General features: G+C 51.3%; 20 protein-coding genes, 1 tRNA gene and 1 riboswitch. Of the genes, 5 read left to right on the top strand and 16 right to left on the bottom strand.

Going from position 1 to position 24,729, the window contains the following annotated elements:
* Positions 1-135 precede the first annotated feature (135 nt).
* A tRNA-Asn gene (locus ACESOH_RS05425) sits at positions 136-211 on the bottom strand.
* Positions 212-602: 391 nt separating this feature from the next.
* Here ACESOH_RS05425 and uvrB point away from each other — a divergent pair.
* Complete coding sequence (gene uvrB / locus ACESOH_RS05420) at positions 603-2,645, top strand: excinuclease ABC subunit UvrB (protein WP_373100214.1); 2,043 nt, start codon at positions 603-605, stop codon at positions 2,643-2,645.
* Between the two features lie 59 nt (positions 2,646-2,704).
* Here the strand turns inward: uvrB and ACESOH_RS05415 are convergent, their stop codons facing one another.
* The 5 genes from ACESOH_RS05415 to xthA all read right to left on the bottom strand — a co-directional run bounded on the left by ACESOH_RS05415 (position 2,705) and on the right by xthA (position 10,285).
* Complete coding sequence (locus ACESOH_RS05415; protein WP_373100212.1) at positions 2,705-4,078, bottom strand: Do family serine endopeptidase; 1,374 nt, start codon at positions 4,076-4,078, stop codon at positions 2,705-2,707.
* Between the two features lie 274 nt (positions 4,079-4,352).
* Positions 4,353-6,992, bottom strand: a complete 2,640-nt coding sequence (gene ppc / locus ACESOH_RS05410) for a phosphoenolpyruvate carboxylase (protein ID WP_032092837.1) — start codon at positions 6,990-6,992, stop codon at positions 4,353-4,355.
* A gap of 358 nt (positions 6,993-7,350) precedes the next feature.
* Positions 7,351-8,367, bottom strand: coding sequence for an HTH-type transcriptional repressor PurR (purR, locus tag ACESOH_RS05405; RefSeq protein ID WP_373100210.1), 1,017 nt, complete (start codon positions 8,365-8,367; stop codon positions 7,351-7,353).
* A gap of 323 nt (positions 8,368-8,690) precedes the next feature.
* Positions 8,691-9,470, bottom strand: a complete 780-nt coding sequence (locus ACESOH_RS05400) for a TIGR01619 family protein (protein WP_032092835.1) — start codon at positions 9,468-9,470, stop codon at positions 8,691-8,693.
* Positions 9,471-9,481: 11 nt separating this feature from the next.
* The gene (gene xthA, locus ACESOH_RS05395; protein ID WP_032092834.1) at positions 9,482-10,285 is read right to left on the bottom strand and encodes an exodeoxyribonuclease III; all 804 of its coding nucleotides are present in this window, start codon (positions 10,283-10,285) and stop codon (positions 9,482-9,484) included.
* A 256-nt stretch (positions 10,286-10,541) separates the two neighbouring features.
* Between xthA and ACESOH_RS05390 the strand changes: the two genes are divergently transcribed.
* Both ACESOH_RS05390 and torA read left to right on the top strand, forming a co-directional pair.
* Complete coding sequence (locus tag ACESOH_RS05390; RefSeq protein ID WP_373100208.1) at positions 10,542-11,663, top strand: NapC/NirT family cytochrome c; 1,122 nt, start codon at positions 10,542-10,544, stop codon at positions 11,661-11,663.
* A gap of 63 nt (positions 11,664-11,726) precedes the next feature.
* A riboswitch (molybdenum cofactor riboswitch) is annotated at positions 11,727-11,858 on the top strand.
* 112 nt (positions 11,859-11,970) lie between these two features.
* Positions 11,971-14,442, top strand: coding sequence for a trimethylamine-N-oxide reductase TorA (torA, locus tag ACESOH_RS05385; protein ID WP_373100206.1), 2,472 nt, complete (start codon positions 11,971-11,973; stop codon positions 14,440-14,442).
* Positions 14,443-14,493: 51 nt separating this feature from the next.
* On the opposite strand, the gene ACESOH_RS05380 is transcribed toward torA, so the two are convergent.
* Entirely contained in the window at positions 14,494-14,775 is a 282-nt protein-coding gene (locus ACESOH_RS05380) for a YcgL domain-containing protein (protein ID WP_373100204.1), read from the bottom strand.
* Between the two features lie 105 nt (positions 14,776-14,880).
* Here ACESOH_RS05380 and minC point away from each other — a divergent pair, with 105 nt between their 5' ends.
* Positions 14,881-15,552: a septum site-determining protein MinC gene (gene minC / locus ACESOH_RS05375; RefSeq protein WP_373100202.1), complete on the top strand. Its 672-nt coding sequence runs from the start codon at positions 14,881-14,883 to the stop codon at positions 15,550-15,552.
* 79 nt (positions 15,553-15,631) lie between these two features.
* On the opposite strand, the gene ACESOH_RS05370 is transcribed toward minC, so the two are convergent.
* The 5 genes from ACESOH_RS05370 to trpB form a co-directional block, all read right to left on the bottom strand.
* Positions 15,632-16,822 carry an amino acid aminotransferase gene (locus ACESOH_RS05370; protein ID WP_373100201.1) on the bottom strand — a complete coding sequence of 397 codons (1,191 nt, stop codon included), beginning with the start codon at positions 16,820-16,822 and terminating at the stop codon, positions 15,632-15,634.
* 138 nt (positions 16,823-16,960) lie between these two features.
* Positions 16,961-18,049, bottom strand: a complete 1,089-nt coding sequence (gene purK / locus ACESOH_RS05365; RefSeq protein ID WP_373100199.1) for a 5-(carboxyamino)imidazole ribonucleotide synthase — start codon at positions 18,047-18,049, stop codon at positions 16,961-16,963.
* A 33-nt stretch (positions 18,050-18,082) separates the two neighbouring features.
* Positions 18,083-18,790, bottom strand: a complete 708-nt coding sequence (gene can, locus ACESOH_RS05360) for a carbonate dehydratase (protein WP_032092824.1) — start codon at positions 18,788-18,790, stop codon at positions 18,083-18,085.
* Between the two features lie 104 nt (positions 18,791-18,894).
* Positions 18,895-19,701, bottom strand: a complete 807-nt coding sequence (trpA, locus tag ACESOH_RS05355) for a tryptophan synthase subunit alpha (protein ID WP_373100197.1) — start codon at positions 19,699-19,701, stop codon at positions 18,895-18,897.
* Positions 19,701-20,897, bottom strand: a complete 1,197-nt coding sequence (gene trpB, locus ACESOH_RS05350) for a tryptophan synthase subunit beta (protein ID WP_373100195.1) — start codon at positions 20,895-20,897, stop codon at positions 19,701-19,703. Before trpB ends, trpA begins: the two co-directional genes overlap by 1 nt.
* Positions 20,898-21,069: 172 nt before the next feature.
* On the opposite strand from trpB, the gene ACESOH_RS05345 reads away from it, so the two are divergent.
* Entirely contained in the window at positions 21,070-21,228 is a 159-nt protein-coding gene (locus ACESOH_RS05345) for a hypothetical protein (RefSeq protein WP_373100194.1), read from the top strand.
* Here ACESOH_RS05345 and trpCF read toward each other — a convergent pair.
* From trpCF to ACESOH_RS05325, 4 genes are read right to left on the bottom strand one after another with little or no spacing between them, the layout of a single operon-like run.
* Complete coding sequence (gene trpCF / locus ACESOH_RS05340) at positions 21,217-22,632, bottom strand: bifunctional indole-3-glycerol-phosphate synthase TrpC/phosphoribosylanthranilate isomerase TrpF (RefSeq protein WP_373100192.1); 1,416 nt, start codon at positions 22,630-22,632, stop codon at positions 21,217-21,219. The genes ACESOH_RS05345 and trpCF overlap by 12 nt on opposite strands.
* Positions 22,633-22,643: 11 nt before the next feature.
* Positions 22,644-23,255 (bottom strand): glutathione S-transferase, encoded by a 612-nt coding sequence (locus ACESOH_RS05335; protein ID WP_373100191.1) that lies wholly within the window; start codon positions 23,253-23,255, stop codon positions 22,644-22,646.
* A gap of 22 nt (positions 23,256-23,277) precedes the next feature.
* The gene (trpD, locus tag ACESOH_RS05330) at positions 23,278-24,279 is read right to left on the bottom strand and encodes an anthranilate phosphoribosyltransferase (RefSeq protein WP_373100189.1); all 1,002 of its coding nucleotides are present in this window, start codon (positions 24,277-24,279) and stop codon (positions 23,278-23,280) included.
* A gap of 51 nt (positions 24,280-24,330) precedes the next feature.
* On the bottom strand, positions 24,331-24,717 hold the full coding sequence (locus tag ACESOH_RS05325; protein ID WP_032092818.1) for a tautomerase family protein: 387 nt from the start codon (positions 24,715-24,717) through the stop codon (positions 24,331-24,333).
* Positions 24,718-24,729: the final 12 nt, after the last annotated feature.

The raw sequence follows: 24,729 nt of genomic DNA, 5'->3' as shown, positions 1-24,729 counted from the left end.
GGGGAAAGTATAAGGGAAGCGGGAAAATTTTTACAATAAAAAAATAAAAGCCCATAAGGAGGATATGGGCTTAAAGTCTTTTGGGGAAATAAGTTTTTATAAAAGGAGACAAATAAAAACCGACCAAAAGAAAAATGGCTCCTCCTGCTGGACTTGAACCAGCGACATACGGATTAACAGTCCGCCGTTCTACCGACTGAACTAAGGAGGAATAATTCTGTATCACAAGGAATAAGTGCTGCATGATAATGATCTCACGCCACCTTGTCAACCGCTAAACTTAAAAAAAGTTGCATTATTACGGCGTTTTTTTATATCCACAGTGCCTGTGGATAACTCTGTTAATTATTATTTTAAAAATGCGCCGATCCCTGATAAAAACTAGCATGTTGCGCTGTCGGATTGAAATTGGTTGCAAAATAGCTTTTTTATATTTTTCAATATGTTATGAAAATTCCAGCAAAATTTTAAAAAAATTTTCAGATTTTGCGAGGTTTGAAACTTGACAAATATAAGTCTGTGTAAAACTTGAATTTTTACTTGCCGACCGGGGTGAAAAAATGTGTTAAAATTGACCGCACTTTATTTTGGAATGACCCGTGATGAATAACAAAATCAATACCAAACCTTTTATTCTGCATTCGGATTTTTCGCCCTCCGGCGATCAGCCTCAGGCAATCGAAAAATTAATCGAAAATCTTAATGACGGGCTGGCGCATCAAACCCTGCTGGGGGTGACCGGTTCGGGCAAAACCTTTACCATCGCCAATGTGATCGCCCGCTTAAACCGTCCGGCGATGTTACTGGCGCCGAATAAAACCCTCGCCGCGCAGCTGTATGCGGAAATGAAAGCCTTTTTCCCGGAAAATGCGGTGGAATATTTTGTGTCCTATTATGATTATTATCAGCCGGAAGCCTATGTGCCGAGCAGCGATACGTTTATCGAGAAAGATGCGTCGATCAATGATCAAATCGAACAGATGCGCTTATCCGCCACCAAATCTTTTCTGGAACGCCGCGATACCATTGTGGTGGCGTCGGTGTCGGCAATTTACGGCTTGGGGGATCCCGACAGCTATCTGAAGATGATGCTGCATTTGCAAACCGGTGCGATCATTGACCAGCGTCAGATTCTGGCACGGCTGGCGGAGCTGCAATATACCCGTAATGATCAGGCGTTTCAGCGCGGCACCTTTCGGGTACGCGGCGAAATTATCGATATTTTTCCGGCCGAATCGGATGATCGGGCGGTGCGCATCGAGTTATTTGATAATGAGATTGAGCGGCTGAGTCTGTTTGATCCGCTGACCGGCACGGGCTTCGGCGCCGTTCCGCGTTTTACGGTATATCCGAAAACTCACTATGTGACGCCGCGCGAACGCATTCTGGACGCCATTGAAAAGATTAAGCAGGAACTGGCGCAACGGCGTGAAGTATTGCTGGCGAACAATAAGCTGCTGGAAGAACAGCGGTTGACCCAGCGTACTCAGTTTGATATCGAAATGATGAACGAACTCGGTTATTGCTCGGGCATTGAAAATTATTCCCGCTATTTATCCGGTCGCAATGAGGGCGAACCGCCGCCGACGCTGTTTGATTATGTGCCGTCGGACGGTTTGCTGATTATCGACGAATCCCATGTGACGGTGCCGCAGATCGGCGGAATGTACCGCGGCGATCGCTCCCGCAAAGAAACCTTGGTGGAATATGGTTTTCGCCTGCCGTCCGCGTTGGATAACCGCCCGCTGCGGTTTGATGAATTCGAACGACTGGCGCCGCAGACCATTTATGTTTCGGCGACACCGGGGCCTTACGAGCTGGAAAAATCCGGCGCGGAGATTATCGATCAGGTGGTGCGCCCGACCGGTTTGCTTGATCCTGAGATTGAAATCCGACCGGTTTCCATTCAGGTGGATGATCTGTTATCGGAAGCCCGTCTGCGGGCGGATCGCAACGAGCGGGTGTTAGTCACCACCTTAACCAAACGCATGGCGGAAGATCTGACCGATTATCTGGAAGAACATGACGTGCGGGTGCGTTACCTGCATTCGGATATCGATACCGTAGAACGGGTGGAAATTATCCGCGATTTACGTTTGGGCGAGTTTGACGTGTTGGTGGGCATCAATTTGCTGCGCGAAGGGCTGGATATTCCGGAAGTGTCTTTAGTGGCGATTCTGGATGCCGATAAGGAAGGTTTTCTGCGTTCGGAGCGATCGCTTATTCAGACTATCGGGCGGGCGGCGCGAAACCTGAAAGGCAAAGCGATTCTATATGCGGACAGCATGACGAAATCCATGGAAAAAGCCATTACCGAAACTCATCGCCGGCGTGAAAAACAGATGAAGTACAATGAGGAACATGGCATTATCCCGCAGGGATTGAATAAAAAAGTGGGCGAATTGCTGGATATCGGGCAGGGTGCCGCCAATAAAGCCAAACATAAACAGCGCTTACAAAAAGCCGCAGAACCGACCGCACTTTATCCGGCGCCGAAAAATCCGAAAGACTATCAGCAACAAATTAAAAAACTGGAGCAGCAAATGTATAAATACGCACAGGATCTGGAATTTGAAAAAGCCGCCGCACTGCGCGATCAACTGCATGAACTGCGGGAACGCTTTATGCTGAATGGGGCGAATTAATCCGATGTAAAAAGGGGCGAACATTGTTTTCGCCCCTTGATTTTTATTACTCGCAGGATTTATTGCACCAGCAGATAGAAATTCGAATCGCCGCGCAGAATATTCAGCGCCACCGCAGACGGTTTGCTGTCCAGAATTTTACGCAGCTGTCCCAGATTTTCCACCGGCTGGCGGTTGACGCCGATAATAATATCGCCGGCTTTCAGACCGCGCTGTTCCGCCAGAGATCTCGGTTTCACCCCGGTGATGGATACGCCTTGCAGCCCTTTTTCGTTGTAATTGGCCAAATCCGCGCCGTCCAATGCCGGTAAAATACCGCTTGCGTTAGCCTGACTTTGGTCATCGGATTGCAGGGTGACTTTGGTATTGTGCGATTTACCGTCGCGTAAATAAGTCAGCTCGATGGCTTTGCCGGCACCGCTGGTGGCGATTTTGGCTCTTAACTCGGCAAAACTGGCCAGTTTTTGACCGTTGATGGCGGTAATCACATCACCGGCTTTGATCCCTGCTTTTTCCGCGGCGGAATTCGGTAACACTTCGCTGACGAAGGCGCCTTGCTGAGCGTCAACATTAAAGGCTTTGGCCAGATCCGTATTCAGCTCGCCGCCGCGAATTCCCAGCAGCCCGCGCCGCACTTCGCCGAATTCCAGAATCTGTTTGACCAGACTGTCGGCCATATTGCTCGGAATGGCAAAGGCAATGCCGGCATTACCGCCGCTCGGGGAAATAATGGCGGTGTTGATCCCGATAAGCTCGCCGTTCAGATTAATTAACGGGCCGCCGGAGTTGCCGCGGTTGACCGCCGCATCGGTCTGAATATAGTTTTCGTAAGTCCCGCTGTCGGAACCGGTGGAACGTCCCAGCGCGGAAATAATGCCGGAGGTCACCGTTTGACCTAACCCGAACGGATTACCGATTGCCACGGTAAAGTCACCGACCCGCAGTTTATCCGAATCGGCGATTTTAATTTCGGTAAGATTTTTCGGATTTTCCAGCTGGATCAGGGCAATATCCGACATTTCGTCTTTGCCGACCACTTTGGCTTTGAATTCGCGTCCGTCTTCCAGTTTAACGGTAATTTTATCGGCCTGATCGATCACATGATTATTGGTTAACGCATAACCTTTTTCGGCATTGATAATCACGCCGGAACCCAGCCCTTTGAAATTCCGCGGCGAATTGCCGCCGAAGACATCCGGGCCGAAGAAAAATTTGAATTCTTCGGGAATGTCGTCATTTTGCAAAGCGGATTTCTGTTTTCCTTCCACCGCAATGGATATGACGGAAGGCAGGACTTTTTCCAGCATCGGTGCAAGGCTTGCGCTCTGTTGCCCTTCAACAAACGCCGGAAAAGCGGCCTGAGTGGCCACGGAGGTGGTTAATACGCTCAATCCGAGCGCAATGCCGGTTAATAGAAAATGTTTCTTTTTCACGTTGTTTCTCCATTAAATTATCATCATTGTTTATACAATGTATGCTCTAAGACAAGAAAAACAAGGGAATGTTCGAGCGAAATAGTCAGATTTTATCCAACCCGGCAAAACCGCCGGTTCGCGGCAAATGGAAAGCGCCGTTACGGCATCATCAAGCGCCGATAACGCAATAAAAAGAACCGGGTCGATATGGACGCCGGTTCTTGCACTGAAGCGGTGATGTTGAAAACATCGCTGAAATCGACCGCACTTTTCAGCACGGTCGGCACCGGCTCTAGCCGGTATTGCGCATGCCGGCGGCAATGCCGGTGATGGTGATCATCAGCGCCTGTTCCACATCCGGATTCGGGTTTTGCGGATTTTCCCGTAACCGGCGCAGTAATTCCACTTGCAGCAGATTCAGCGGATCGGTATAAACGTTACGCAATGCGATGGATTCGGCGACCCAAGGCAGATCGGACATCAGTTGATCTTCATGCGATAAGGATAAGATTGTTTTGATATCCTGTTTTAACTGTTCGCGTAACGATTGTCCCAGATACCAGAGTTCTTTTTTCACCAGATGCTGATCGTAATGTTCGGACAGCCAGCTGTCGGTTTTGCTGAATACCATTTCCAGCATGCCGATACGGGTGGAGAAGAACGGCCATTGTTTACACATTTCTTCAATAACGTCGCGTTTGCCGTTTTCAATGGCTAACCGTACGGAAGCGCCCGCGCCCAGCCAGGCCGGCAGCATTAAGCGGTTTTGCATCCAGGCGAAGATCCAAGGGATCGCGCGCAGACTTTCCACCCCGCCGTTCGGATTGCGTTTTGCCGGGCGCGAACCTAACGGCAGTTTGGACAGTTCCTGTTCCGGCGTGGCGGAACGGAAATACGGCACGAAATCCTTATCGCCGCGTACCACCGCACGATAAATGTCGCAGGACGAAGCGGACAGTTCTTCCATCACGGCACGCCAGCTGTCTTTCGGTTCCGGCGGCGGCAATAGATTGGCTTCCAGAATTGCGCTGGCATACAGATCCAGACTGGCGACGGCGACGGCCGGCAAACCGAGTTTAAAACGGATCATTTCGCCTTGTTCTGTGACGCGCAAGCCGTTTTTCAGTGAACGCGGCGGCTGCGATAACAACGCCGCATGAGCCGGCGCACCGCCGCGACCGATAGTCCCGCCGCGACCATGGAACAAGGTCAGCTCAATACCCAGTTTTTCGCACAGATTGACCAGTTGTTCCTGCGCGCGGTATTGCGCCCAGGAGGCCGCCATCATGCCGGCGTCTTTGGCGCTGTCGGAATAGCCGATCATCACCATTTGTTTATTATTGATCACGCCGCGATACCAACCTACGTTGAATAGCTGGGTCATCACCTCTTCGCTGGCGTCAAGGTCGTCTAGGGTTTCGAATAACGGCACCACCGGCAGATGATAAGGTACGCCGGCCTCTTTTAACAATAAATGCACCGCCAAAACATCGGAGGCCGTGCGTGCCATGGAGATGATATAGCAGGAAATCACGCCTTCCGGCTGCTCGGCGATGACCTTGCAGGTATCCAGCACTTCCTGCGTTTCTGCCGAAGGCTGCCAATTACGCGGTACCAACGGACGGCGGGAGCTTAATTCCCGAATTAAAAAGGCTTGTTTGTCGTCTTCCGTCCATTGGGCGTAATCGCCCAACCCGATATAACGGGTGATCTCGGCAATGGCGTCGGCATGGCGGGTGCTTTCCTGACGGATATCCAGACGGGATAACGCCAGCCCGAAACAGCGAATGCGGCGCAGACAGTCAAGCAGCGCGCCGTTTGCGATAATCCGCATGCCGCACTGGTGTAAGGATTGGTAACAATCGTACAGCGGCTCCCATAATTGATTATCGTCGGTCAGAATTTCGCTTTTATCGATAGTCAGCGGTTTGTCTTCCAGAATGTAGCCGTAGTAGGCCACGGTTTTAATTAATTTTGCCCGCAGATCTTTGACTACGACGCGATAAGGTTCCCGGTGATCGCCGTATTTGGCGCGAAATTCCGCTGTGCATTGCACCACGGAAAGTTCGTCGGCAAGCGCTTTAATATCTTCCAGAAACAGTTCCGCCGCTTTCCAGCGGTTCATGGCCAGTACGCGACGGGTGGTTTGGGCGGTTACAAACGGGTTGCCGTCACGGTCGCCGCCCATCCAAGATGAGAAACGCACCGGCGCAAGCCCGACCGGATGCTGCACGCCGAAATTTTTTTCTAAATGAAAATTGAGCTGACGGCAAAATTCCGGCACCGCTTTCCACAGACTGTTTTCGATCACCGCCATGCCGCCTTTGGCTTCATCCACCGGGGTCGGGCGCTGAGTACGGATTTCATTGGTGTGCCATGCCAGCGCAATCAGCTGCATGAGGCGGCGTTTCAGTTTGGTGCTTTCCGCCTCGGTTAAATCATCATGTTCCAGACGGCTTAAACAGCGGTTGATTTCAATGTGTTTATGCCCCAGCGAACGGCGGGTCACTTCCGTCGGGTGTGCGGTCAGCACCAGTTCGATCAGCAGTTTTTCCACGGTGGCAAGTACCTTTTCTTTGGCCACATTTTGCTGTTTCAAGCGTTTGAATAAGGCTTCCAAAGAGCGATCGGAGGATTCCTGATCAATATGCCGGCGGGATATGGTTTGATATTGTTCGGCAATATTGGTGAGGTTGAGGAAATGATTGAATGCGCGCGCAACAGGGATAATATTGTCGTTGGAAATGGTTGCCAGCGTATCCAGTAATTGGCGGCGGGCTTTTTCATCACCGCTGCGGGAATTGCGCGACAGCACGCGGATATTTTCGATCAAATCCAGAATATCGCTGCCTTGAGCATCGCTGATCGTTTCGCCCAGAAAATGCCCCAGCATATTGATATTGTTACGCATCGTAGAGTATTGTTGGATCATAATAGCCTCTTTGGTCACTAGTAAGTTTTAGGTATTGTCCATAGGTATAACGAAAAACACAGGAAAGGTCAAATAGAATTAATTTAAAATATTAAAAAATAAATAAAAAGTTATTTTTGTATGTTTTAATTAATCAAACCATAATTTAATTAGATTATTTTTATTAAAGTTAAGTATTTGTTAAAAAATAGGATTTATCTTTCCGTGCGCCGGACGGGCAAAAGTGCGGTGGTTTTTTTAGCGGTTTTTTTGGCATTATGCTGCGGTCGTCACCGCCGCCCGCAGATTGGGCGACGCATAATGCCGGTAGTCGGAACAGCCGATGAGAAGGTTCAACGGAATAGGTCGGCGAACACCGTTATTCCGGGGTTGAGGCGATTTTCTTTACCGATTTGCGGATCACCAGTTCCGGATATAATTCGATAATATCGTGCCGTTCGGATTTATCGCTAATCCGGCGGAACAGCAGATTGACCGCCTGCGCGCCGAGGCGGGATTTCGATTGATGGATTGTGGTCAGCGGCGGTGCATAGAAACGCGAGGCGTGAATATTGTCATAGCCGATAATCGAAATATCATCCGGAACGCGCAGCCCTTTTTCGCCGATTGCGGAAATTGCACCCAGCGCCATCACATCATTACAGCAGAACACCGCGGTCGGTAAGCGCTCTTGGGCGAGGATTTTATTCATACATTCGTAACCGTCTTCCGGTTCGAAAAAGCCTTCCATCACCCAATCGGGATTAATTGCAAGACCGGCTTCCCGCATGGCTTTGACAAACCCTTCATAGCGGGTTCTAGCGGTGGTTTTAACCAGTTCGCCGGCGATAATGCCGATTTTCCGGTGTCCGTTATCGATCAGATATTTGGTGGCGATATAACCGCCGTCGAAACTGTTATCCTGAATAATATCCGTATGCGGATTACTCGGGCCCCAATCCATCACCACCATCGGCAGATCGGTCAGGTTGCTGAGCAGATCCAGCGAATCCTGCGCATATTCCGAACACATCACCAATAAACCGTCCACCCGTTTTTTGGCCAGCATTTCAAGGTGGTTTTTAATTTTTTCCGGATTATTCTGGGTATTGCATAAAAACAGCGAATAACCCTGACGGTAACAATGTTCCTCCACGGCATGAATAATTTCGGCGAAATAAGGGGCTTCGCTGGTGGTGACGATCATCCCGATGGATTTTGTGGTATTCACTTTTAAGCTGCGGGCGACCGCACTTGGGGAGTAATTTAACTCCTGAATTGCCTGTAACACCAGTTTCTCGGTTTCCGGCGCCACAAAGCGCGTTTTATTGATTACATGGGAAACGGTTGTGGTTGAGACGCCGGCGGTTTTCGCCACATCTTTAATTGTTGCCATAATAGCCTCCGTAAAATTTGCCGGCTATTATAAAGACTGAGGCGGAACAGGTTAATAGCGTAACCGTAAAAATTTGCGTAATATCACAGATTTTAACTAAAAAGGGAAAGTTATTTCTTTTTATCAGGCCTGTTGGTATAATCCCGACCACTTTAGTCAAATTTCAGGAGAGTGATTATGGGCACGTTCGGGTATGCCATGCTGACGGTAGTGTTAGCTTTGGCGGTGATTATTACCTTGGCATCATCTATTTTTTAAGAGTAAAAACATAAAAAACCTCTTTGCGACGAAAGAGGTTTTTTGTTTCGGGCGGGGTTAATCCATTAATTCAGCCGGTTTTTGTCCAGCGCCACATCCTGACTTTCCCAGCCGATATACTCGCCGGCAAATTGCAGGGCGAGATGTTCGAATTTTTCCACGTAAGCAAAAATGTCGCCGTTGTTGAGCGTCAGTTCCTGCTCCAGTTTTACCAGATAGACGTTTTCCTCTTCATCCAGCGTGATTGGCATGTTGGTATGCTTCAGCGTGGTAAAGGCGATGTCATTGCTGGTGATATAGTCTAAAAAACGGTACATATCCTCTTCGCGCGGAAAATGGAAGCTGTGTTCGATCAGATAGTTGTCTTCCAGATTGCGGCCGCTGTGCACCAGCATGTCCAGCACTTCTTCCGTGGCGTTGATTTTCATTTCCAGCGGCGAGGGCAGCAGAAAATCAAAGTAAATATCCCACAACGGATCATGTTGTTCATTGATGTCCGTTATCGCCGGAAATTGCTGTAATACCGCGCATAACGGCGCGGTCTGATGACAATAAAAATGTAATGTCGCCCGTTGCGCCGAAATGATATAGCCGGCGTAAAGTACCTCGGGCAGGGTACACAGCAGCGCGGATACTTTAACGATTTCACTGAGCACAGACTGGTATTCTTCCGGCCGCGGCAAGCCGTTTTCATCACCTTGGTAGGGCAAGGAAAACTGTAGGATTTTCGTGTATTTTCCTTCCACGGCGGTATATTGCTCAACCAAGCCCAGATTGACCGAAAAAACAGCGAGCTTATCATTGACCATCGAACGGTAATTTTGCCAGTTCTGGGTGATTTCCATGTCCTGACCTCTTATTTGAATTCCGCCCAGATCGGCGCATGATCGGACGGTTTATCCATGGCGCGGATATCCAGCGCGATCCCGCTGTCCACACAATGACGCGCCAGAGCGTTGTCGGCAAGAATGTGATCGATACGCAGCCCGCGGTTATCATTAAATCCTTTGGAGCGATAATCAAACCACGAGAATTTATCGCTGACCGTCGGATTCAAATAACGGAAAGTATCTACCAGCCCGTAGTCATACAAGCGGTGAATCCATTCCCGTTCTTCCGGCAGAAAAGAGCATTTCCCGGTGCGCAGCCAGCGTTTGCGGTTTTCTTCGCCGATACCGATGTCCAAATCCGTCGGGCTGATATTCATATCGCCCATAATGATGACCGGATTGTTTTTGTCGTGATGGTCTTCCAGATAATGCTGCAGATCGGCGTAAAATTTTGCTTTCGCCGGAAATTTAACGGCATGGCTGCGGCTTTCTCCTTGCGGAAAATAGCCGTTAATCACGGTGAGCAGGCCAAAAGGAGTATCCAGATCGGTCATAATAATGCGTCTTTGGGCATCCTGATCGTCGGTCGGAAAGCCTTTGCGCACCGCTTGCGGCGCCTGTTTCAGCAGCAGTGCGACGCCGTAATGGCCTTTCTGACCGTGATAATAAACATGATAGCCCAGATGTTCGACCAGATTATGCGGGAAATCTTCGTCAGCGACTTTAATTTCCTGCAACCCCAGCACATCGGGCCGGTATTGTTCGATAATCGCCTCAAGCTGATGAGGTCTTGCTCTTAATCCATTGATATTAAAAGACATTATTTTCATATTAGTAAACTCGTTAAAATGCGTGGTAACTCTTGACGTCCTATTATACTTGATTATCCGGTTTTCATAAAATGCACCAAATGTCGGGATCCATTTTAACCTGTTGAATTGCGGTCTGTTTATGCTGTTTTCGGCGCGGGCAGACAGGGATTTTTTCCCGAACCCTTTGATTTATATCAACATGGTCTCGAATGAAAGCCTTTATGATAGACGCCTGCATTAAAGGATGAATGAGAATTTTTGCGGAGTGGGGGCTATGGCAAAAAAACGGAATAAAAAAATTATCTTCGGCGGGCTGGCATTCATGTTGCTCGGCGCGGCGGTACTGGGCGGTACGCAATATGTGATGAAGGCGACCAGCGCGACGGAATTTTGCGTCAGCTGCCATTCGATGAGTTATTCGCAGCAAGAATGGGAAGGCAGCGTGCATTTTTCCAATCGAAAGGGCATTCGGGCGCAATGTGCCGATTGTCATGTACCGTCGCAAGGCTGGCATTATGTTAAAGCCAAACTGCTGGCGGTGAAAGATGTGTGGTATGAATGGACGGGCAAAATCCGCACGCAGGAGGATTTTGAACAACACCGCGCCGCGATGGCGCAAACGGTGTGGACGCAAATGCAAGCAACCGACTCCGCCACCTGTAAAAGCTGTCATACGGTCGATGCGATGATTTTGTCGGAACAAACGGAAGCGGCACAAAAAATGCACAAACTGGCGGCACAAACCGATCAGACTTGTATTGATTGCCATAAAGGGCTGGTGCATTTTATGCCGGATATGGCGGCCGACAATGCGGCGGCGGCCGGTGAGCTGGCGAAACACGGCGCGGAATTCGGCACGGATGACAAAACCCTGTATGCGTTAATGATGTCGGACGCCGAACTGGCGGGCGGCGGAGAAGTGCGGTTGATGCCGTATGCCGAACTGACCGACTGGAAAGCCGACGGCGAGAAACTGACGGCAACGGTATCGGGCTGGCAGCAAAGCGGTGCGGAAAGCGTGGTGTACGCCGATTTAGGCAAACGCATAATGGTCGCCCTGCTGGATGATGATACGCAAAATAAAGTGAATGTCGTCCGCACGGTGTATGATGATGTGACCGCTTCCGACTGGAAGCAAATCCGTTTTCAGGTTCGACTGCCGCAGGCAAAAACGACGGCAAATCTGACCGCACTTAATCAGTTCGGCAAGAATCTGAACGAAACTTATTGCAGCGGTTGTCACGCCGCAATCAGCGCCGATCATTATACGGCGAATCAGTGGATTGGCGTGGTCAATTCCATGAAAGATCGAACCTCCATGTCCGCCGAAGAAGTGCGTACGCTGACGATTTATTTGCAGCGCAACGGCAAAGACATGGCGGCCGATCCCCGTTAATTTCGGCAAAATTTGATGACGGCGCCCGAGCGCCGTTGTCTGCGCTTCTCTGACCAAGAGAGGTTTACAATCCGACTCCGAGCTTGTGTACCTAAGTCGAAAGATAGGGTCGCAATGCCTGCAACTTGATTGCACATGGTGTGCTTAGAAATGAACACGCCACTCCACTTAGAAAGGTGTCGTTATTTAACTTTCACAAACGTATTTGCGAAAGGCACGTGCTGATGTACAACGCGCGGAAAGCGATATTTTTCCTCTTCTCTTTTGCCAAATACCCGTTGTGATCGATTTATCAATGAGGGTTAACATGAAAAAACAAGACAAAATTAATGTCAGCCGCCGTGATTTTCTGAAAAATTCGTCCCTTGGCGTTGCCGCAACCTCTTTCGGCGCAGGGCTTGCCGGCACATTGGTATCGCCGCAGGCGACGGCGGCCGAGCAAAAAACCGTGGTAACCGCCGCTCACTGGGGGCCGCTGGGCGTAGTGGTGGAAAACGGAAAAGCGGTGAAATCCGGCCCGGCCATTGCCGCACCGCTGGAAAACGAACTGCAAAGCGTGGTGGCGGAACAGTTGTACAGCGATACCCGTGTGAAATACCCGATGGTGCGTAAAGGCTATCTGGAGGGCAACAAAGATACCACGCTGCGCGGGCATGACGAATGGGTCAGAGTCTCTTGGGACAAAGCCTTTGAGCTGGTCGCCGGCGAGATGAAACGAGTGCGGGATAATTACGGCCCGACGGCGATTTATGCCGGATCCTACGGTTGGTACAGCGCCGGTGCCTTACATGCCGCACGCACCTTGCTGCACCGCTATCTGAATGTGACCGGCGGTTTTGTCGGCTCCAAAGGAGATTATTCCACCGGTGCGGCACAAGTCATTATGCCGCATGTGTTGGGCACGATTGAAGTGTATGAACAGCAAACCAGCTGGGAAAGCGTGCTGGAACATGCCGACATCGTGGTGCTGTGGGGCGCGAATCCGCTGACCACGCTGCGTATTTCCTGGACATCGACGGATCAGCAGGGCATTGAATATTGCAAAAAACTGAAAGCAAGCGGTAAACGGATAATTTGTATCGATCCGGTGCGCAGTGAAAGTTGTGAATTTTTAGAGGCGGAATGGCTGCCGATTCATACCGCAACCGACGTGCCGCTGATGTTGGGGATCGCCCATACGCTGGTGAGCGAAGACAAGCACGATAAAGCGTTTTTGAAAAAATACACCACCGGTTACGATAAATTCGAAGCCTATTTATTGGGGAAAACCGACGGACAGGCCAAAGATGCAGAATGGGCGAGCAAGCTGTGTGGCTTACCGGTTGAGGTGATTAAAGCACTGGCCGCCGATTTTAGCGCCAAACGGACGATGATCATGGGCGGCTGGGGCATGCAGCGTCAACGTCACGGGGAACAGGCGCACTGGATGTTGGTGACGCTGGCCTCAATGCTTGGTCAAATAGGCTTGCCGGGCGGCGGCTTTGGGTTCAGCTATCATTATGCCAACGGCGGCGTGCCGACCGCAACCGGCGGGATCCTCGGTTCTATCAGCGCCAATTCCGCCGCGCAGAGCGGTGAAAAAAGCTGGCTGACGGAAACGGCTAAAGTAGCGTTTCCGGTGGCGCGCGTGGCGGACGCATTATTAAATCCGGGTAAAACGATTCAGTATAACGGCGGCCAAATCACCTATCCCGATATTAAACTGGTTTACTGGGCGGGCGGCAATCCGTTTGTGCATCATCAGGATACCAATACTTTGGTCAAAGCATTTCACCGGCCGGAGACCGTTATTGTCAACGAGGTCAACTGGACGCCGACCGCCCGAATGGCGGATATTGTGCTGCCGGTGACCACCAGTTATGAGCGTAACGACTTAACCATGTCCGGTGATTATTCGATGATCAATATTTACCCGATGAAACAGGTTGTGGAACCGCAGTTTGAAGCGAAAAGTGATTATGATATTTTCGCCGAGCTGGCGAAACGCGCCGGGGCAGGGGAGCAGTTTACGGAAAATAAAAACGAAATGCAGTGGTTGCAGGAATTTTATCAAACCGCCTTTGATGCGGCGCGTAAAAACCGTGTGCTGATGCCGAAGTTTGAAAAATTCTGGCAGGAAAATAAACCGCTCACCTTTAACGCCGGCGAAAAAGCCCGCAAATGGGTGCGTTACGAAGAATTCCGCCAAGATCCGTTGCTTAATCCGTTGGGAACGCCGTCCGGGAAAATCGAGCTTTATTCCGATGTGGTGGCGAACATGAACTATGACGACTGCAAAGGCCATGCCAGCTGGATGGAGCCGGAGGAATTTGCCGGTAACGCCACGCCGGAAGCACCGCTGGCGTTAGTGACGCCGCACCCGTATTATCGCTTGCACAGTCAGCTGGCGCATACCTCGCTGCGCAAAAAATATGCGGTCAATGATCGTGAACCGGTGTTGATCCATCGTGACGATGCCGCCGCGCGCGGCATTGCCGACGGCGATATCGTGCGGATCTTTAACCGCCGCGGGCAGGTGCTGGCCGGTGCGGTCGTTACCGACGGTATAATAAAAGGCACCGTCGCCCTGCATGAGGGCGCCTGGTATGATCCGGCCGATCTCGGTCAAACGGAAAAACCGTTGTGTAAAAACGGTTGCCCGAACGTATTGACCCGTGATGAAGGCACTTCAAAACTGGCGCAGGGCAATTCACCGAATACCTGCATTGTTGAGGTGGAAAAATTTGTCGGCGACGCACCGGAAGTGACGGTGTTCAAACAACCGAAGCAGGCGGTATAACGCATACGCGAATCAAGGCGGGCGGCGCTCGCCTTGTGCGGCTGAAAGCCACTAAGTGCGGTGGTTTTTCAGCGCATTTTTATGCTGCCGGAGTAAATTTTCTTCCTGTTTCGGGTATTGCAGATAAAAACCGTGTTCTTTAATCTGCGTTAATACCGTCCGCTTGTCCGCGTTGATCAAGGGTTTTTCGCCGTTCAGATTAAACAGCATCACAAAAATCGGCGTGCCGAATGCCGTACGCAACGCGTCCGGGAGTTTATCAAACTTATCCCGTTTTTCGACATAAAGATACATACCGTCTTTTTTCTTGGTTTTATAAATGGCGCATAACATAGAATCTGCCCTGTCGGTGTTAATTGTTTTTTGCTAAAAAATGTTTGCCGATTTTAACGCAATTCTTTATGATCGAACCACTTTATTTTTACCTTGGAATCACTTATGGCGCAAGATATCGTCGAACTCCGAACCGGACAGTTTTCCTCTATTTTCCTCACCTTAAACAGTGCGAGCTTAAGCGTGATAAAACGCGCGCTGGTCAAAAAAAGCAAAAAATCGCCGTCATTTTTTCAGCATATTGACGTGATTTTGCAGTTTAACGCCATGCTGGAAAAGGTTGAGTTAAGCGCACTGAAAAGCCTGCTGGCAGAATTTAATATTCAGGTTATCGGTGTCGCCGACTGGCAGAATAGCTTACAGAAAGAACTGATTCTGACCGCCGGTTTTGCGCTGCTGGGCAAAAGCGACGATGTATCCGGCATTTTACCGGAGCCGCGCTATTTGCCGACCAAAGTGATCGAACAGGATGTTAGCGCGCAACAGGTGATTTACGCCAAAAACAGCGATTTGATTATTCACGGTAACGTCGATGCCGGCGCGGAAGTGGCGGCGGACGGCAATATTCATATTTACGGCAAACTGCGCGGACGCGCCATGGCAGGGATTAACGCCAACAGCGGGTCAATTTACGTACAGCATCTGGACGCCGAATTCGTCGCGGTCAACAGCCGTTTTCTGTATAAAGACAACATCGCGCCCGAATTTATGCAAAGAGCGGTCAGAATTTTCGCCGAAAAAGATAAACTGGCATTCCGGATTTTAGGTGAGTATTAAAACTCGGCGTAAAAACACCGCACTTCGGTTAACCAAAGTGCGGTGTTTTTTTATGTAAAAATCAGTCAGCCGGGACGAATTAAAGCACTTTTACGATGCTTTCGCACAGATAACGAATATTGTCTTCGGTGATGCCCGCCACGTTGATGCGGCCGGAGCGTACGGCGTAAATGGCGAATTCGTCTTTCAGGCGATCCACTTGCGCCGGGGTTAAGCCGCTGAAAGAGAACATACCGTTTTGCTGAATAATAAAGCTGAAATCCTGCGCTGCGCCGTATTCTTTCAGCAGCTGTACGAACAGTTTACGCATCTGTTTGATGCGGTTGCGCATTTGCGCCAGTTCTTCGGTCCATTCGCGGGTCAGTTCGGGGTCGGCCAGCACGCAGGCGACGGTTGACGCGCCGTGGGAAGCCGGGTTGGAATACAGGGTGCGCACAATACTTTTTACTTGGGTGAGCGCGGTGGCGGCGACGGATTCGTTTTCCGCAACCAAGGTGAATGCGCCGACACGCTCATTGTATAAGCCGAAATTTTTCGAATAGGAGCTGGCGATCAGCAGTTCTTTGTGGTTGGCGGCGAAAGTACGCAGACCGAGCGCGTCTTCATCCAGACCGTTCGCCAATCCCTGATAGGCGAAGTCAAACAGCGGCAGCCAGCCGTTTTGCACCGACATGTCCGCCAGTTGCCGCCATTGTTCCGGTGTCGGATCGATTCCGGTCGGATTGTGACAGCAGCCATGCAGTAAAACCACATCGCCTTCGCCGGCATTGCTGAGATCAGCGATTAAGTTCTCCCAATCCAGCGCTTTGCGTTGGGCGTCGTAATAACGGTATTCACGGATAGTCACGCCCACCGCATTGAAAATGGCGTTGTGATTCGGCCAGGTCGGGCTGCTGATCCAGACGTTTTGCGCTTTGGTCTGGCGTTTAATGAATTCGGCGGCGATGCGTAATGCGCCGGTGCCGCCCAGACTCTGTACGGTTTTCGCCCGGCGCTGCGCGATAATATCGGATCCTGCGCCGAATAATAAGACCTGCGTGCGCGCATTAAAATCGGCGACGCCGTCGATGGATAAATAATTTTTGCTGCTTTCGGTTTCAAGCAGGCGCCGTTCCGCCGTTTTGACCGCTTGCATAATCGGGGTCACGCCTTTGGCGTCTTTGTAAACGCCGATACCGAGGTTGATTTTATTCGTGCGGGTTTCGGATTTGAATGCTTCGCCCAAACCTAAAATCGGGTCTGCCGGTGCGGCCTGAATATTTTCGAACATAGTGATTGATCCTTATAAGTGAAATGATGTGTTTGAGAACTCTTTTATACTGATAAAGGCTCGCATTGGCAAGCCCTTATTTGGGGTAAATCGGTGCTTTTTACGGATTGTTCTAAAAATGCACCGCATAGCAGCGGATTATTGTAATTTTTCAATGGCCCAATCCAGACCAGACTGATAATCCTGCGGCAGTTCGCCGCGCAGTTTTTCCAGCTGGGCGATGATCACCTTTTTATCCGGGTGCGCCAGATTAAGATGACCGACTTTGCGCCCCGGACGCACGGCTTTGCCGTACCAATGCAGTTGACAAAACGGCGTATTCAACCAAGCGGCGTTATGCGGCGTGCCGATCAGATTCACCATCACGCTCGGCATGGCGGTTTCCAGCGCCGGTGTCGGCAAATCCAGCAACGCGCGCAGGTGTAATTCGAACTGGCTGATCGCACAGCCGAGCTGAGTCCAGTGTCCGCTGTTATGTACGCGCGGCGCCAGTTCGTTGATTAACAGACATTCGCCGATAACGAAACACTCCATCGCCATCACGCCGATATAATCCAGTTTATGCATAATGCTGGTCAGCATATGCTCCGCTTGTTGCTGTAGCCGGCTGTGCTGTGGCGATGAGGTATCCGCCACGCTGTAACGTAAAATACCGTTTTGTTGCAGATTGTGAGTCAGCGGGTAAAAACGGGTCTCGCCGTTTTTAAATCTCGCGCCTACCAGCGAAACTTCATAATCGAAAGGAATGAATTGTTCGGCGATTACCTGATTAAACAGTTCGTTGCCGATATCCGCTTGATTTTCCCGGCTGACAATCCACTGACCGCGCCCGTCGTAGCCGCCGGTGCGGCGTTTTACCACCAGTTTTTCGCCGATACGGGCGAACACTTGCGGCCATTGTTGCGGGCTTTCCAGCAGGCACCAGGGAGAAGTCGGTAACGCCAGCTCATCAAGCAGGGCTTTTTGGGTCAGGCGATCCGCCAGACGACCGAATACCGGGCGGTTGACAAAATGCGGGTGGCCGGCCAGCATGTCGGTTAACGGCGTGGCTTCCCAACGTTCGATTTCCGCCGTAATAACACTGTTGGCGGGCAATTCGAACGGCGCGGCGTCAAAGGCCAGCGGGCGGACGTCAATGTCTAACGGCGCTCCGGCATAGCGCAGCATACGTCCGAGCTGACCGTTGCCTAACACATAAACGGTCGGATACAACGTACTGTTTTGCATGATAAATCCTTATTTAAGCGGAGGGTTAATGAGTTAAAGTGCGGTAGTTTTTTGTGCCGTTTCCTGATGCGGCTTTTTTAAAAAGTCTTCTTCTTCCAGTTTTAATAAGCGGGAAATTGCGTTCAGATAGGAAATTTCCAGGCTTTCACGACTGGTCGCCATCACGCCCTGATCGATGAGAAAGCCGTCGTTGACATCATACACCCAGCCGTGCAGCGACAGTTTTTTGCCGTTACGCCAAGCGGATTGGATGATGGAAGAGCGGCCCAAATTATACACCTGTTCCGCCACATTCAGCTTAGTCAGCATATCCGCGCGTTTTTCCGGCGACAGTTTTCCGAGCAAATGACTATGCTTAAACCAAATATCGCGGATATGCAGCAACCAGTTGTTAATCAGCCCCAGATCCTGTTCCGCCATGGCGGCTTTAATACCGCCGCAGTTGGTATGACCGCAGATAATAATATGCTCGATATTCAGTACGTCCACCGCATATTGCACCACCGAAAGGCAGTTTAAATCCGTATGAATAACCTGATTGGCCACGTTGCGGTGTACAAACAGTTCGCCCGGCCCTAGATTGGTCAGTTTTTCCGCCGGCACGCGACTGTCCGAGCAGCCGATCCACAGATAACTCGGGGTTTGGTGTTCGGCCAGTTGTTTAAAATAATTGGAATTTTCTTCTTTCATGCGCGTTGCCCAACTGTAATTGTTGGCAAAAAGCTGCTCGATTTTTTTCATTATTGTACTCCTGTATATCGGCTGCACAGTATAGCCCGAATCGCAGCGCGGTACAACGAAAAAGCCCTAGCGTCGGCTAGGGCTTACAACTGCGCTCAATACGTCTATCGGGTGGCGGCTTTCATCGCTTTAACGAAGTCGGCCAGCGCAGTCAGACATTGGGCGTGATCATGCAGATGACGCTCAATGATGCTGACCGTTGCCGAACCTGAAATCGCACCGGCGGCACCTAGTTGCAGCGTCGCGCGAACCTGTGCCGGCGCAGCGATGCCGAAACCTTGCAGAATCGGCGGGCTGCCATGGGTTTTCAGTTGTTCGATCAGGCTATCCAGATTGGCCGCATGGGTTTGATCTTCCGCACTGGTGACGCCTGCGCGCGACACCAGATAAGTGTAGCCTTCACTGTGTGCGGCAACACCTTGCACGGTTTTTTCATCGGCGTTCGGCGGGCAGATAAACACCGGCTGAATGCCGTGTTTGCGGGCTGCCTGAATATACGGTTGAGCCGCTAGCAGCGGAATATCCGCCACCAGCACGGCATCGACGCCGGCTTGCGCACAGCGTTGATAAAACCCGTCCAGAGTTTGCGCGTAAATCAGATTGGCGCACAGCAGCAGACCGATCGGAATCTGCGGATATTTCGACCGCACTTTTTCCACTAAACGGAAACTTTCCGCCGTACTGCAACCGGCCTGTAACGCACGGTTATTGGCGGCCTGAATCACCGGCCCGTCCAGCAGCGGATCGGAAAACGGAAAGCCCAGCTCCAGCGCGTCGGCACCGTTATCCACCAGCGTGCAGATAATGTCGAAAGAGCGGTCGAAATCCGGATCGCACAAGGTCACGAAAGGCACGAAGGCGCCTTGTTTTTTCGCACTTAATTGTGCAAATAAGTGATCGAAACGAGACATTAGATTTTCCCCCTTGCGGTTAAGATTTTATCGACGGTGAAAATATCTTTATCGCCGCGACCGGATAAGTTCACCACCAGCAATTGTTCCTGCTGCGGATTTTGTTTAATCAGTTTTAGGGCGTAAGCCAGCGCGTGTGCGCTTTCCAAGGCCGGAATAATGCCCTCATGCAATGCCAGCGCCTGAAAGGCATCCAGCGCTTCATCATCGGTAATGCTTTCATATTCTGCGCGGCCGGTGGCATGCAGGTAGGCATGCTGCGGGCCGACGGACGGGAAATCCAGCCCGGCGGAAATGCTGTAAGACTCCTCGATCTGCCCGTCTGCGGTTTGCATAAGCGGTGATTTCATGCCGAAATAAATGCCGACCGTGCCGTGCCGCAGCGGCGCGCCGTGTTCGCCGGTCGCAATGCCTTTGCCCGCCGGTTCAATCCCGATCAAGCGCACGGAACGTTCCGCGATAAAATCGGCGAACATGCCGATAGCATTGGAACCGCCGCCCACCGCCGCGATAACCGCATCCGGCAAACGCCCTTCTTTTTGCAGAATCTGCCGTTTGGTTTCTTCGCCGATCATCTTCTGAAATTCGCGCACGATAGTCGGAAACGGATGCGGGCCGGCGGCGGTGCCTAATAAATAATGAGTGTGTTCATAATTGGCGGACCAGTCGCGCATCGCTTCACAGCAGGCGTCTTTCAGCGAGCAGGAACCTTTTTCCACCGCCACGACTTCCGCGCCCATTAAGCGCATGCGAAAAACATTCGGCGATTGGCGCTCCACATCTTTCGCGCCCATATAAATTTTGCACGGCATATTCAGCATCGCACAGGCAAGCGCCGTGGCAACGCCGTGCTGGCCGGCACCGGTTTCGGCGATAATGCGGGTTTTGCCCATGCGTTTGGCCAGCAGAATCTGCCCCAGCACCTGATTGGTTTTGTGTGCGCCACCGTGCAGCAAATCTTCGCGTTTTAAATACAGTTTGGTTTTTGACCCTTTGGTCAGGTTCCGGCACAGGGTCAGTGCGGTCGGTCGGCCGGCATAATTTTTCAGTAAATCCTGAAATTCCTGCTGAAAGGCAGGGTCGTCTTTGGCTTCGACGAAGGCTTGTTCCAGCTGTTTTAACACCGGCACCAGAATTTCCGGCACATACATGCCGCCGAATTCGCCGAAGTAGGGATCTAAAAGTGTGTCTGTCATAAGGCTTCCTTCATGCTGATGATGTTGAATGCTTGAAATACTACTACACTAGTACATAAAAGTGTAGCGGTTTTTAAGAAAAATGTCGGATTTTTTTATTATCCTGTTATTGACGGCGCGCTCTGCTTGTCTATTGTCATGATTCGGAGTTCATCGGGGCATGTAACGGGTAATGACTTGCCCGAAATGGTATATTTCAGGCCAGCGGCTCGGTATGTTGCGTCTGCCGGCAATCAACGGAACGGATGAATCGGTTGATGTCCGTCCGCGAGGCGGCGAACCGAAAGCGCCGAAAGCCGCCTCCGGTTCAAAGGGCGGATTAATCATCTAAGATTTTACTGAACACTGCCGCCAGTTTATGCGGATCTTTAATGCCCGGCGCGCTTTCCACGCCGGAGTTAAGATCCACACCGGCGCATCGCTGCTGCAACGCCTGTGCGATATTATCCGCATTAATGCCACCGGCGAGGATAACCTGCTCCTTACATTCGGCGGGAATTTGCGACCAGTCGAAAGCCACGCCCGTTCCGCCTTGGCGGTTGCCGCTTTTGCTGTCCAGCAGGTAACGATCCACGGCGGAAATCCGTTCGATTCGCACCGCACTTTTGGCGGCGCTATCTACCGATACCGCTTTCCAGATTCGGCAGGCCGGCGGCAGTTCGGCGCGCAGTGCGGTGATAAATTCCGCCGTTTCAGCACCGTGTAACTGTACCGCAAACAGGTCCAGTTGTGCAGCGATTTTACAAATAAATTCAATCGGTTGGTTTTGGAATACGCCGACAAAACGTAGCGACGCCCGCGTCACTAATTCCTGCGCCTGACGCAACGACAGCTGACGCGGAGAACCTTCGGCAAAAATCAGCCCGCCATACAGCGCACCTGCGGCGTAAACCGCGTCGACATCCTGCGGACGGGTTAAGCCGCACACCTTGTTTTCACCGAAAATTACCTCGCGCACCGCGTTGTTCAGATCGTCGCTGCCCATCAGGCTGCTGCCGATTAAAAAAGCGTGCACATAAGGTTTTAACTGCTGTACCTGACGGTGATGATAAATGCCCGATTCGCTGACCACAATACGATCCGTCGGAATTTGTTCCGCCAAAGGCGGGGTGCGCCGGATATTGACGGAAAGATCGTGCAGATTACGGTTGTTGATGCCGATCACTTTGGCGCCCAGCGCAATGGCGCGCTCTAGTTCCGCCTGATTGGCGGTCTCCGTCAGCACGCCCATTCCCAGTTTATGCGCCAGTGCCGCAAGGGTGGTATAGGTGTCATCATCCAGCACCGACAGCATTAATAAAATCGCATCCGCCTGATAATAACGCGCCAGATAAACCTGATATTCGCTGAGCATAAAATCTTTACACAGTACCGGCTGCGGGGCGATTTGGCGCACCTGTTCGATGTAAGCGAAATCGCCCTGAAAATATGCTTCGTCGGTTAACACGGAAATGACCGAGGCGTAATGTTTATAGACCGCCGCGATTTGCGCCGGATCAAACTGCGCGCGGATTAAGCCCTTGGACGGCGAGGCTTTTTTGCATTCCAGAATAAATGCCGGGCGCTGGCGGGTGCCTTTGCTCAGCGCGGCATAAAAATCGCGCTCGGACGGGCTGATCTGCGCTTTAAATTGAGCCAGCGGCAGCGCCGCCTGCTGTTGTTCCAACCAACGGAGTTTGTCGCGTACGATTTGTTGCAAAATCGTCGGTTTATTATCCAGATTTATTGTCATCATACTGAATTCACTTATTTATTTAACCATTCCTGCAACGCGCTCAATGCGCTGATGCGTTGAAAATAGGCGTACGGCTGCGGGGCGAGATAAGGCTGTAAACCGTAGGTTTCGATTCTGCCCACGACCGGCACGAAGAAGGCGTCAACGGCGGTAAATTGCCGACCGCCCAGATAATCGCCGCCGAAACGGGTCAGACCTTCTTGCCATAATCGGTTGATGCGTTGAATGTCCGCCTCAAGTGCGGGCGGAATTTCCGCCAATTCGATACGTTTCAGCGGCTGGTAAGAACAGAGGCTGCGCAACTGCTCGAAACCGGAATGCATTTCTGCACAGGCACTGCGCGCCCAGGCACGCGCAACGGGATCGGCCGGCCAAACCTGCGGATAGCTTTCGGCGAGATATTCGACGATGGCCAGACTGTCCCAGATATAATGTTCGCCGTCCTGCAATACCGGCACTTTGGCAGTGGGCGAAAAGGTGGCGAGCAGACGGCTCAGTTCGGTTTTGTCCTGCGTGTAGGGAATCTGTTGTTCCGCAAAAGGAATATTCAGCATTTTTAACAATATCCACGGGCGCAATGACCAGGACGATAACGGGGCGTAAAAATACAGTTTATACATCATAGGCTCCTTACTTCGGATCGGATTAATACGCGGTTAATTTGCGCAATGTGTCGAAGGCTTTGCCGGTTGCGATCAGGTCGGCGATGCGTTCGGCGTTGTATTTAAGATCGTCGTGCCCGAACAATTTTAACAGCAGGGCGGTATTCATCGCCACCGCCTGCACATGTTCCGCCTTGCCGCGCCCTTGTAAAAGTGCGGTCAGAATCGCCGCATTTTCCGTCGGATCGCCGCCGCGCAGGGTATCCAGCGGTTGCGGCTGAAAACCGAAATCATAGGCAGAAAGGGTATAACGCTCGATTTTTCCGTCGCGGATTTCCGCCACCTCGGTTTTGCCGTGAATGGCGACCTCGTCTAAGCCGGCGCCGTGTACCACGATACTGTGTTTATGACCGAGGCGGGCGACGGTTTCCGCATAAGGCTGGATTAACGCCGCTGAATAAACGCCTAACAGCTGGCGCTTCGGCCGCGCCGGATTGCACAGCGGGCCCAGAATATTGAAGATGGTGCGGGTTTGCAGCGCCTGACGCACCGGCACGGCATATTTAAAACCGGGGTGATATTGCTGCGCCCATAAAAAACAGAGGTTGATGTCATCCAAGGCTTGGCGTGCGCTGGTGGCATCCATATCGATTTTAACCCCCAGCGCGCCGAGCACATCGCTGGCGCCGGTTTTGCTGGAGACACTGCGATTGCCGTGTTTCGCCACTTTTATGCCGTCGGTGGCGGCAACAATGGCGGCGGCGGTGGAGATATTGATCGTATTGGCGCCGTCGCCGCCGGTGCCGACAATATCGGCAAAAGCGTAGCGCGGAGTCGGGAAGGGACGGGCGTTGGCGAGCGCCGCATTGACGGCGCCGCTGATTTCTTCCGCCGTTTCACCGCGTAATTTTAACGCGATTAAGGCGCCGGCCAGCTGTTCGTTGCTTAATTCCCCGCGCATGATGGCATTAAACAGGGTTTCCGTTTGCGACTGGCTTAAGGTGTGTTTCTCAAACAGTCGGCTGAGAAGTTGAGCGGTTTGCATATTCTTTTCCTTTTTGTTGGTATATTTGTCGGTATAAAAGTGCGGTGGTTTTCAGCGATAAATACTGTAGGTCAAATCGGCGGCTTCGTCGCCGGTCATGCCCCGGAATCCCCAGCAATGCGCCGGTTGTTCCTTAATGGTGATTTCAAGGTCAATCGGCGCAATGCCGAGTTTGTCCTCCAGTTCACAAAACAGCATTTTAATCAGCCGTTTTTTGGTAAATTCCGTACGCCCCCGCATCAGGTTGATTTCAATCACGGTGAAATCTTCGCTGCGCCCTTCGGGGTAAAAATAGTCTTCCGCCTCCAGACCAATAAAGCGCAGGGCGTGCTTGCGTGGCGGAATGCCTAATTCCAGTTGCAGGCAGTGAAAAATAATCGCCATTAATTGCTGTTTGCGCGGATTCAGCTGCGGTTTAAGTCCGTAAACGATAATCATCGGTTTGTCCTT

The sequence above is a fragment of the Necropsobacter rosorum genome (assembly GCF_964241405.1).
GTDB classification, from domain to species: domain Bacteria; phylum Pseudomonadota; class Gammaproteobacteria; order Enterobacterales; family Pasteurellaceae; genus Necropsobacter; species Necropsobacter rosorum.
Note: the sequence above shows the minus strand (reverse complement) of the source record. Positions and strands in the feature narration are given on the sequence as shown.

What these genes read in the sequence shown, in the direction of transcription:
- uvrB (WP_373100214.1), top strand. Translation starts at nt 603, where the DNA reads ATGAATAACAAAATCAATACCAAACCTTTTATTCTGCATTCGGATTTT.
- ppc (WP_032092837.1), bottom strand. Translation starts at nt 6,992, where the DNA reads ATGATCCAACAATACTCTACGATGCGTAACAATATCAATATGCTGGGG.
- purR (WP_373100210.1), bottom strand. Translation starts at nt 8,367, where the DNA reads ATGGCAACAATTAAAGATGTGGCGAAAACCGCCGGCGTCTCAACCACA.
- ACESOH_RS05400 (WP_032092835.1), bottom strand. Translation starts at nt 9,470, where the DNA reads ATGGAAATCACCCAGAACTGGCAAAATTACCGTTCGATGGTCAATGAT.
- xthA (WP_032092834.1), bottom strand. Translation starts at nt 10,285, where the DNA reads ATGAAAATAATGTCTTTTAATATCAATGGATTAAGAGCAAGACCTCAT.
- ACESOH_RS05390 (WP_373100208.1), top strand. Translation starts at nt 10,542, where the DNA reads ATGGCAAAAAAACGGAATAAAAAAATTATCTTCGGCGGGCTGGCATTC.
- torA (WP_373100206.1), top strand. Translation starts at nt 11,971, where the DNA reads ATGAAAAAACAAGACAAAATTAATGTCAGCCGCCGTGATTTTCTGAAA.
- ACESOH_RS05380 (WP_373100204.1), bottom strand. Translation starts at nt 14,775, where the DNA reads ATGTTATGCGCCATTTATAAAACCAAGAAAAAAGACGGTATGTATCTT.
- minC (WP_373100202.1), top strand. Translation starts at nt 14,881, where the DNA reads ATGGCGCAAGATATCGTCGAACTCCGAACCGGACAGTTTTCCTCTATT.
- ACESOH_RS05370 (WP_373100201.1), bottom strand. Translation starts at nt 16,822, where the DNA reads ATGTTCGAAAATATTCAGGCCGCACCGGCAGACCCGATTTTAGGTTTG.
- purK (WP_373100199.1), bottom strand. Translation starts at nt 18,049, where the DNA reads ATGCAAAACAGTACGTTGTATCCGACCGTTTATGTGTTAGGCAACGGT.
- can (WP_032092824.1), bottom strand. Translation starts at nt 18,790, where the DNA reads ATGAAAAAAATCGAGCAGCTTTTTGCCAACAATTACAGTTGGGCAACG.
- trpA (WP_373100197.1), bottom strand. Translation starts at nt 19,701, where the DNA reads ATGTCTCGTTTCGATCACTTATTTGCACAATTAAGTGCGAAAAAACAA.
- trpB (WP_373100195.1), bottom strand. Translation starts at nt 20,897, where the DNA reads ATGACAGACACACTTTTAGATCCCTACTTCGGCGAATTCGGCGGCATG.
- ACESOH_RS05345 (WP_373100194.1), top strand. Translation starts at nt 21,070, where the DNA reads ATGACTTGCCCGAAATGGTATATTTCAGGCCAGCGGCTCGGTATGTTG.
- trpCF (WP_373100192.1), bottom strand. Translation starts at nt 22,632, where the DNA reads ATGATGACAATAAATCTGGATAATAAACCGACGATTTTGCAACAAATC.
- ACESOH_RS05335 (WP_373100191.1), bottom strand. Translation starts at nt 23,255, where the DNA reads ATGATGTATAAACTGTATTTTTACGCCCCGTTATCGTCCTGGTCATTG.
- trpD (WP_373100189.1), bottom strand. Translation starts at nt 24,279, where the DNA reads ATGCAAACCGCTCAACTTCTCAGCCGACTGTTTGAGAAACACACCTTA.
- ACESOH_RS05325 (WP_032092818.1), bottom strand. Translation starts at nt 24,717, where the DNA reads ATGATTATCGTTTACGGACTTAAACCGCAGCTGAATCCGCGCAAACAG.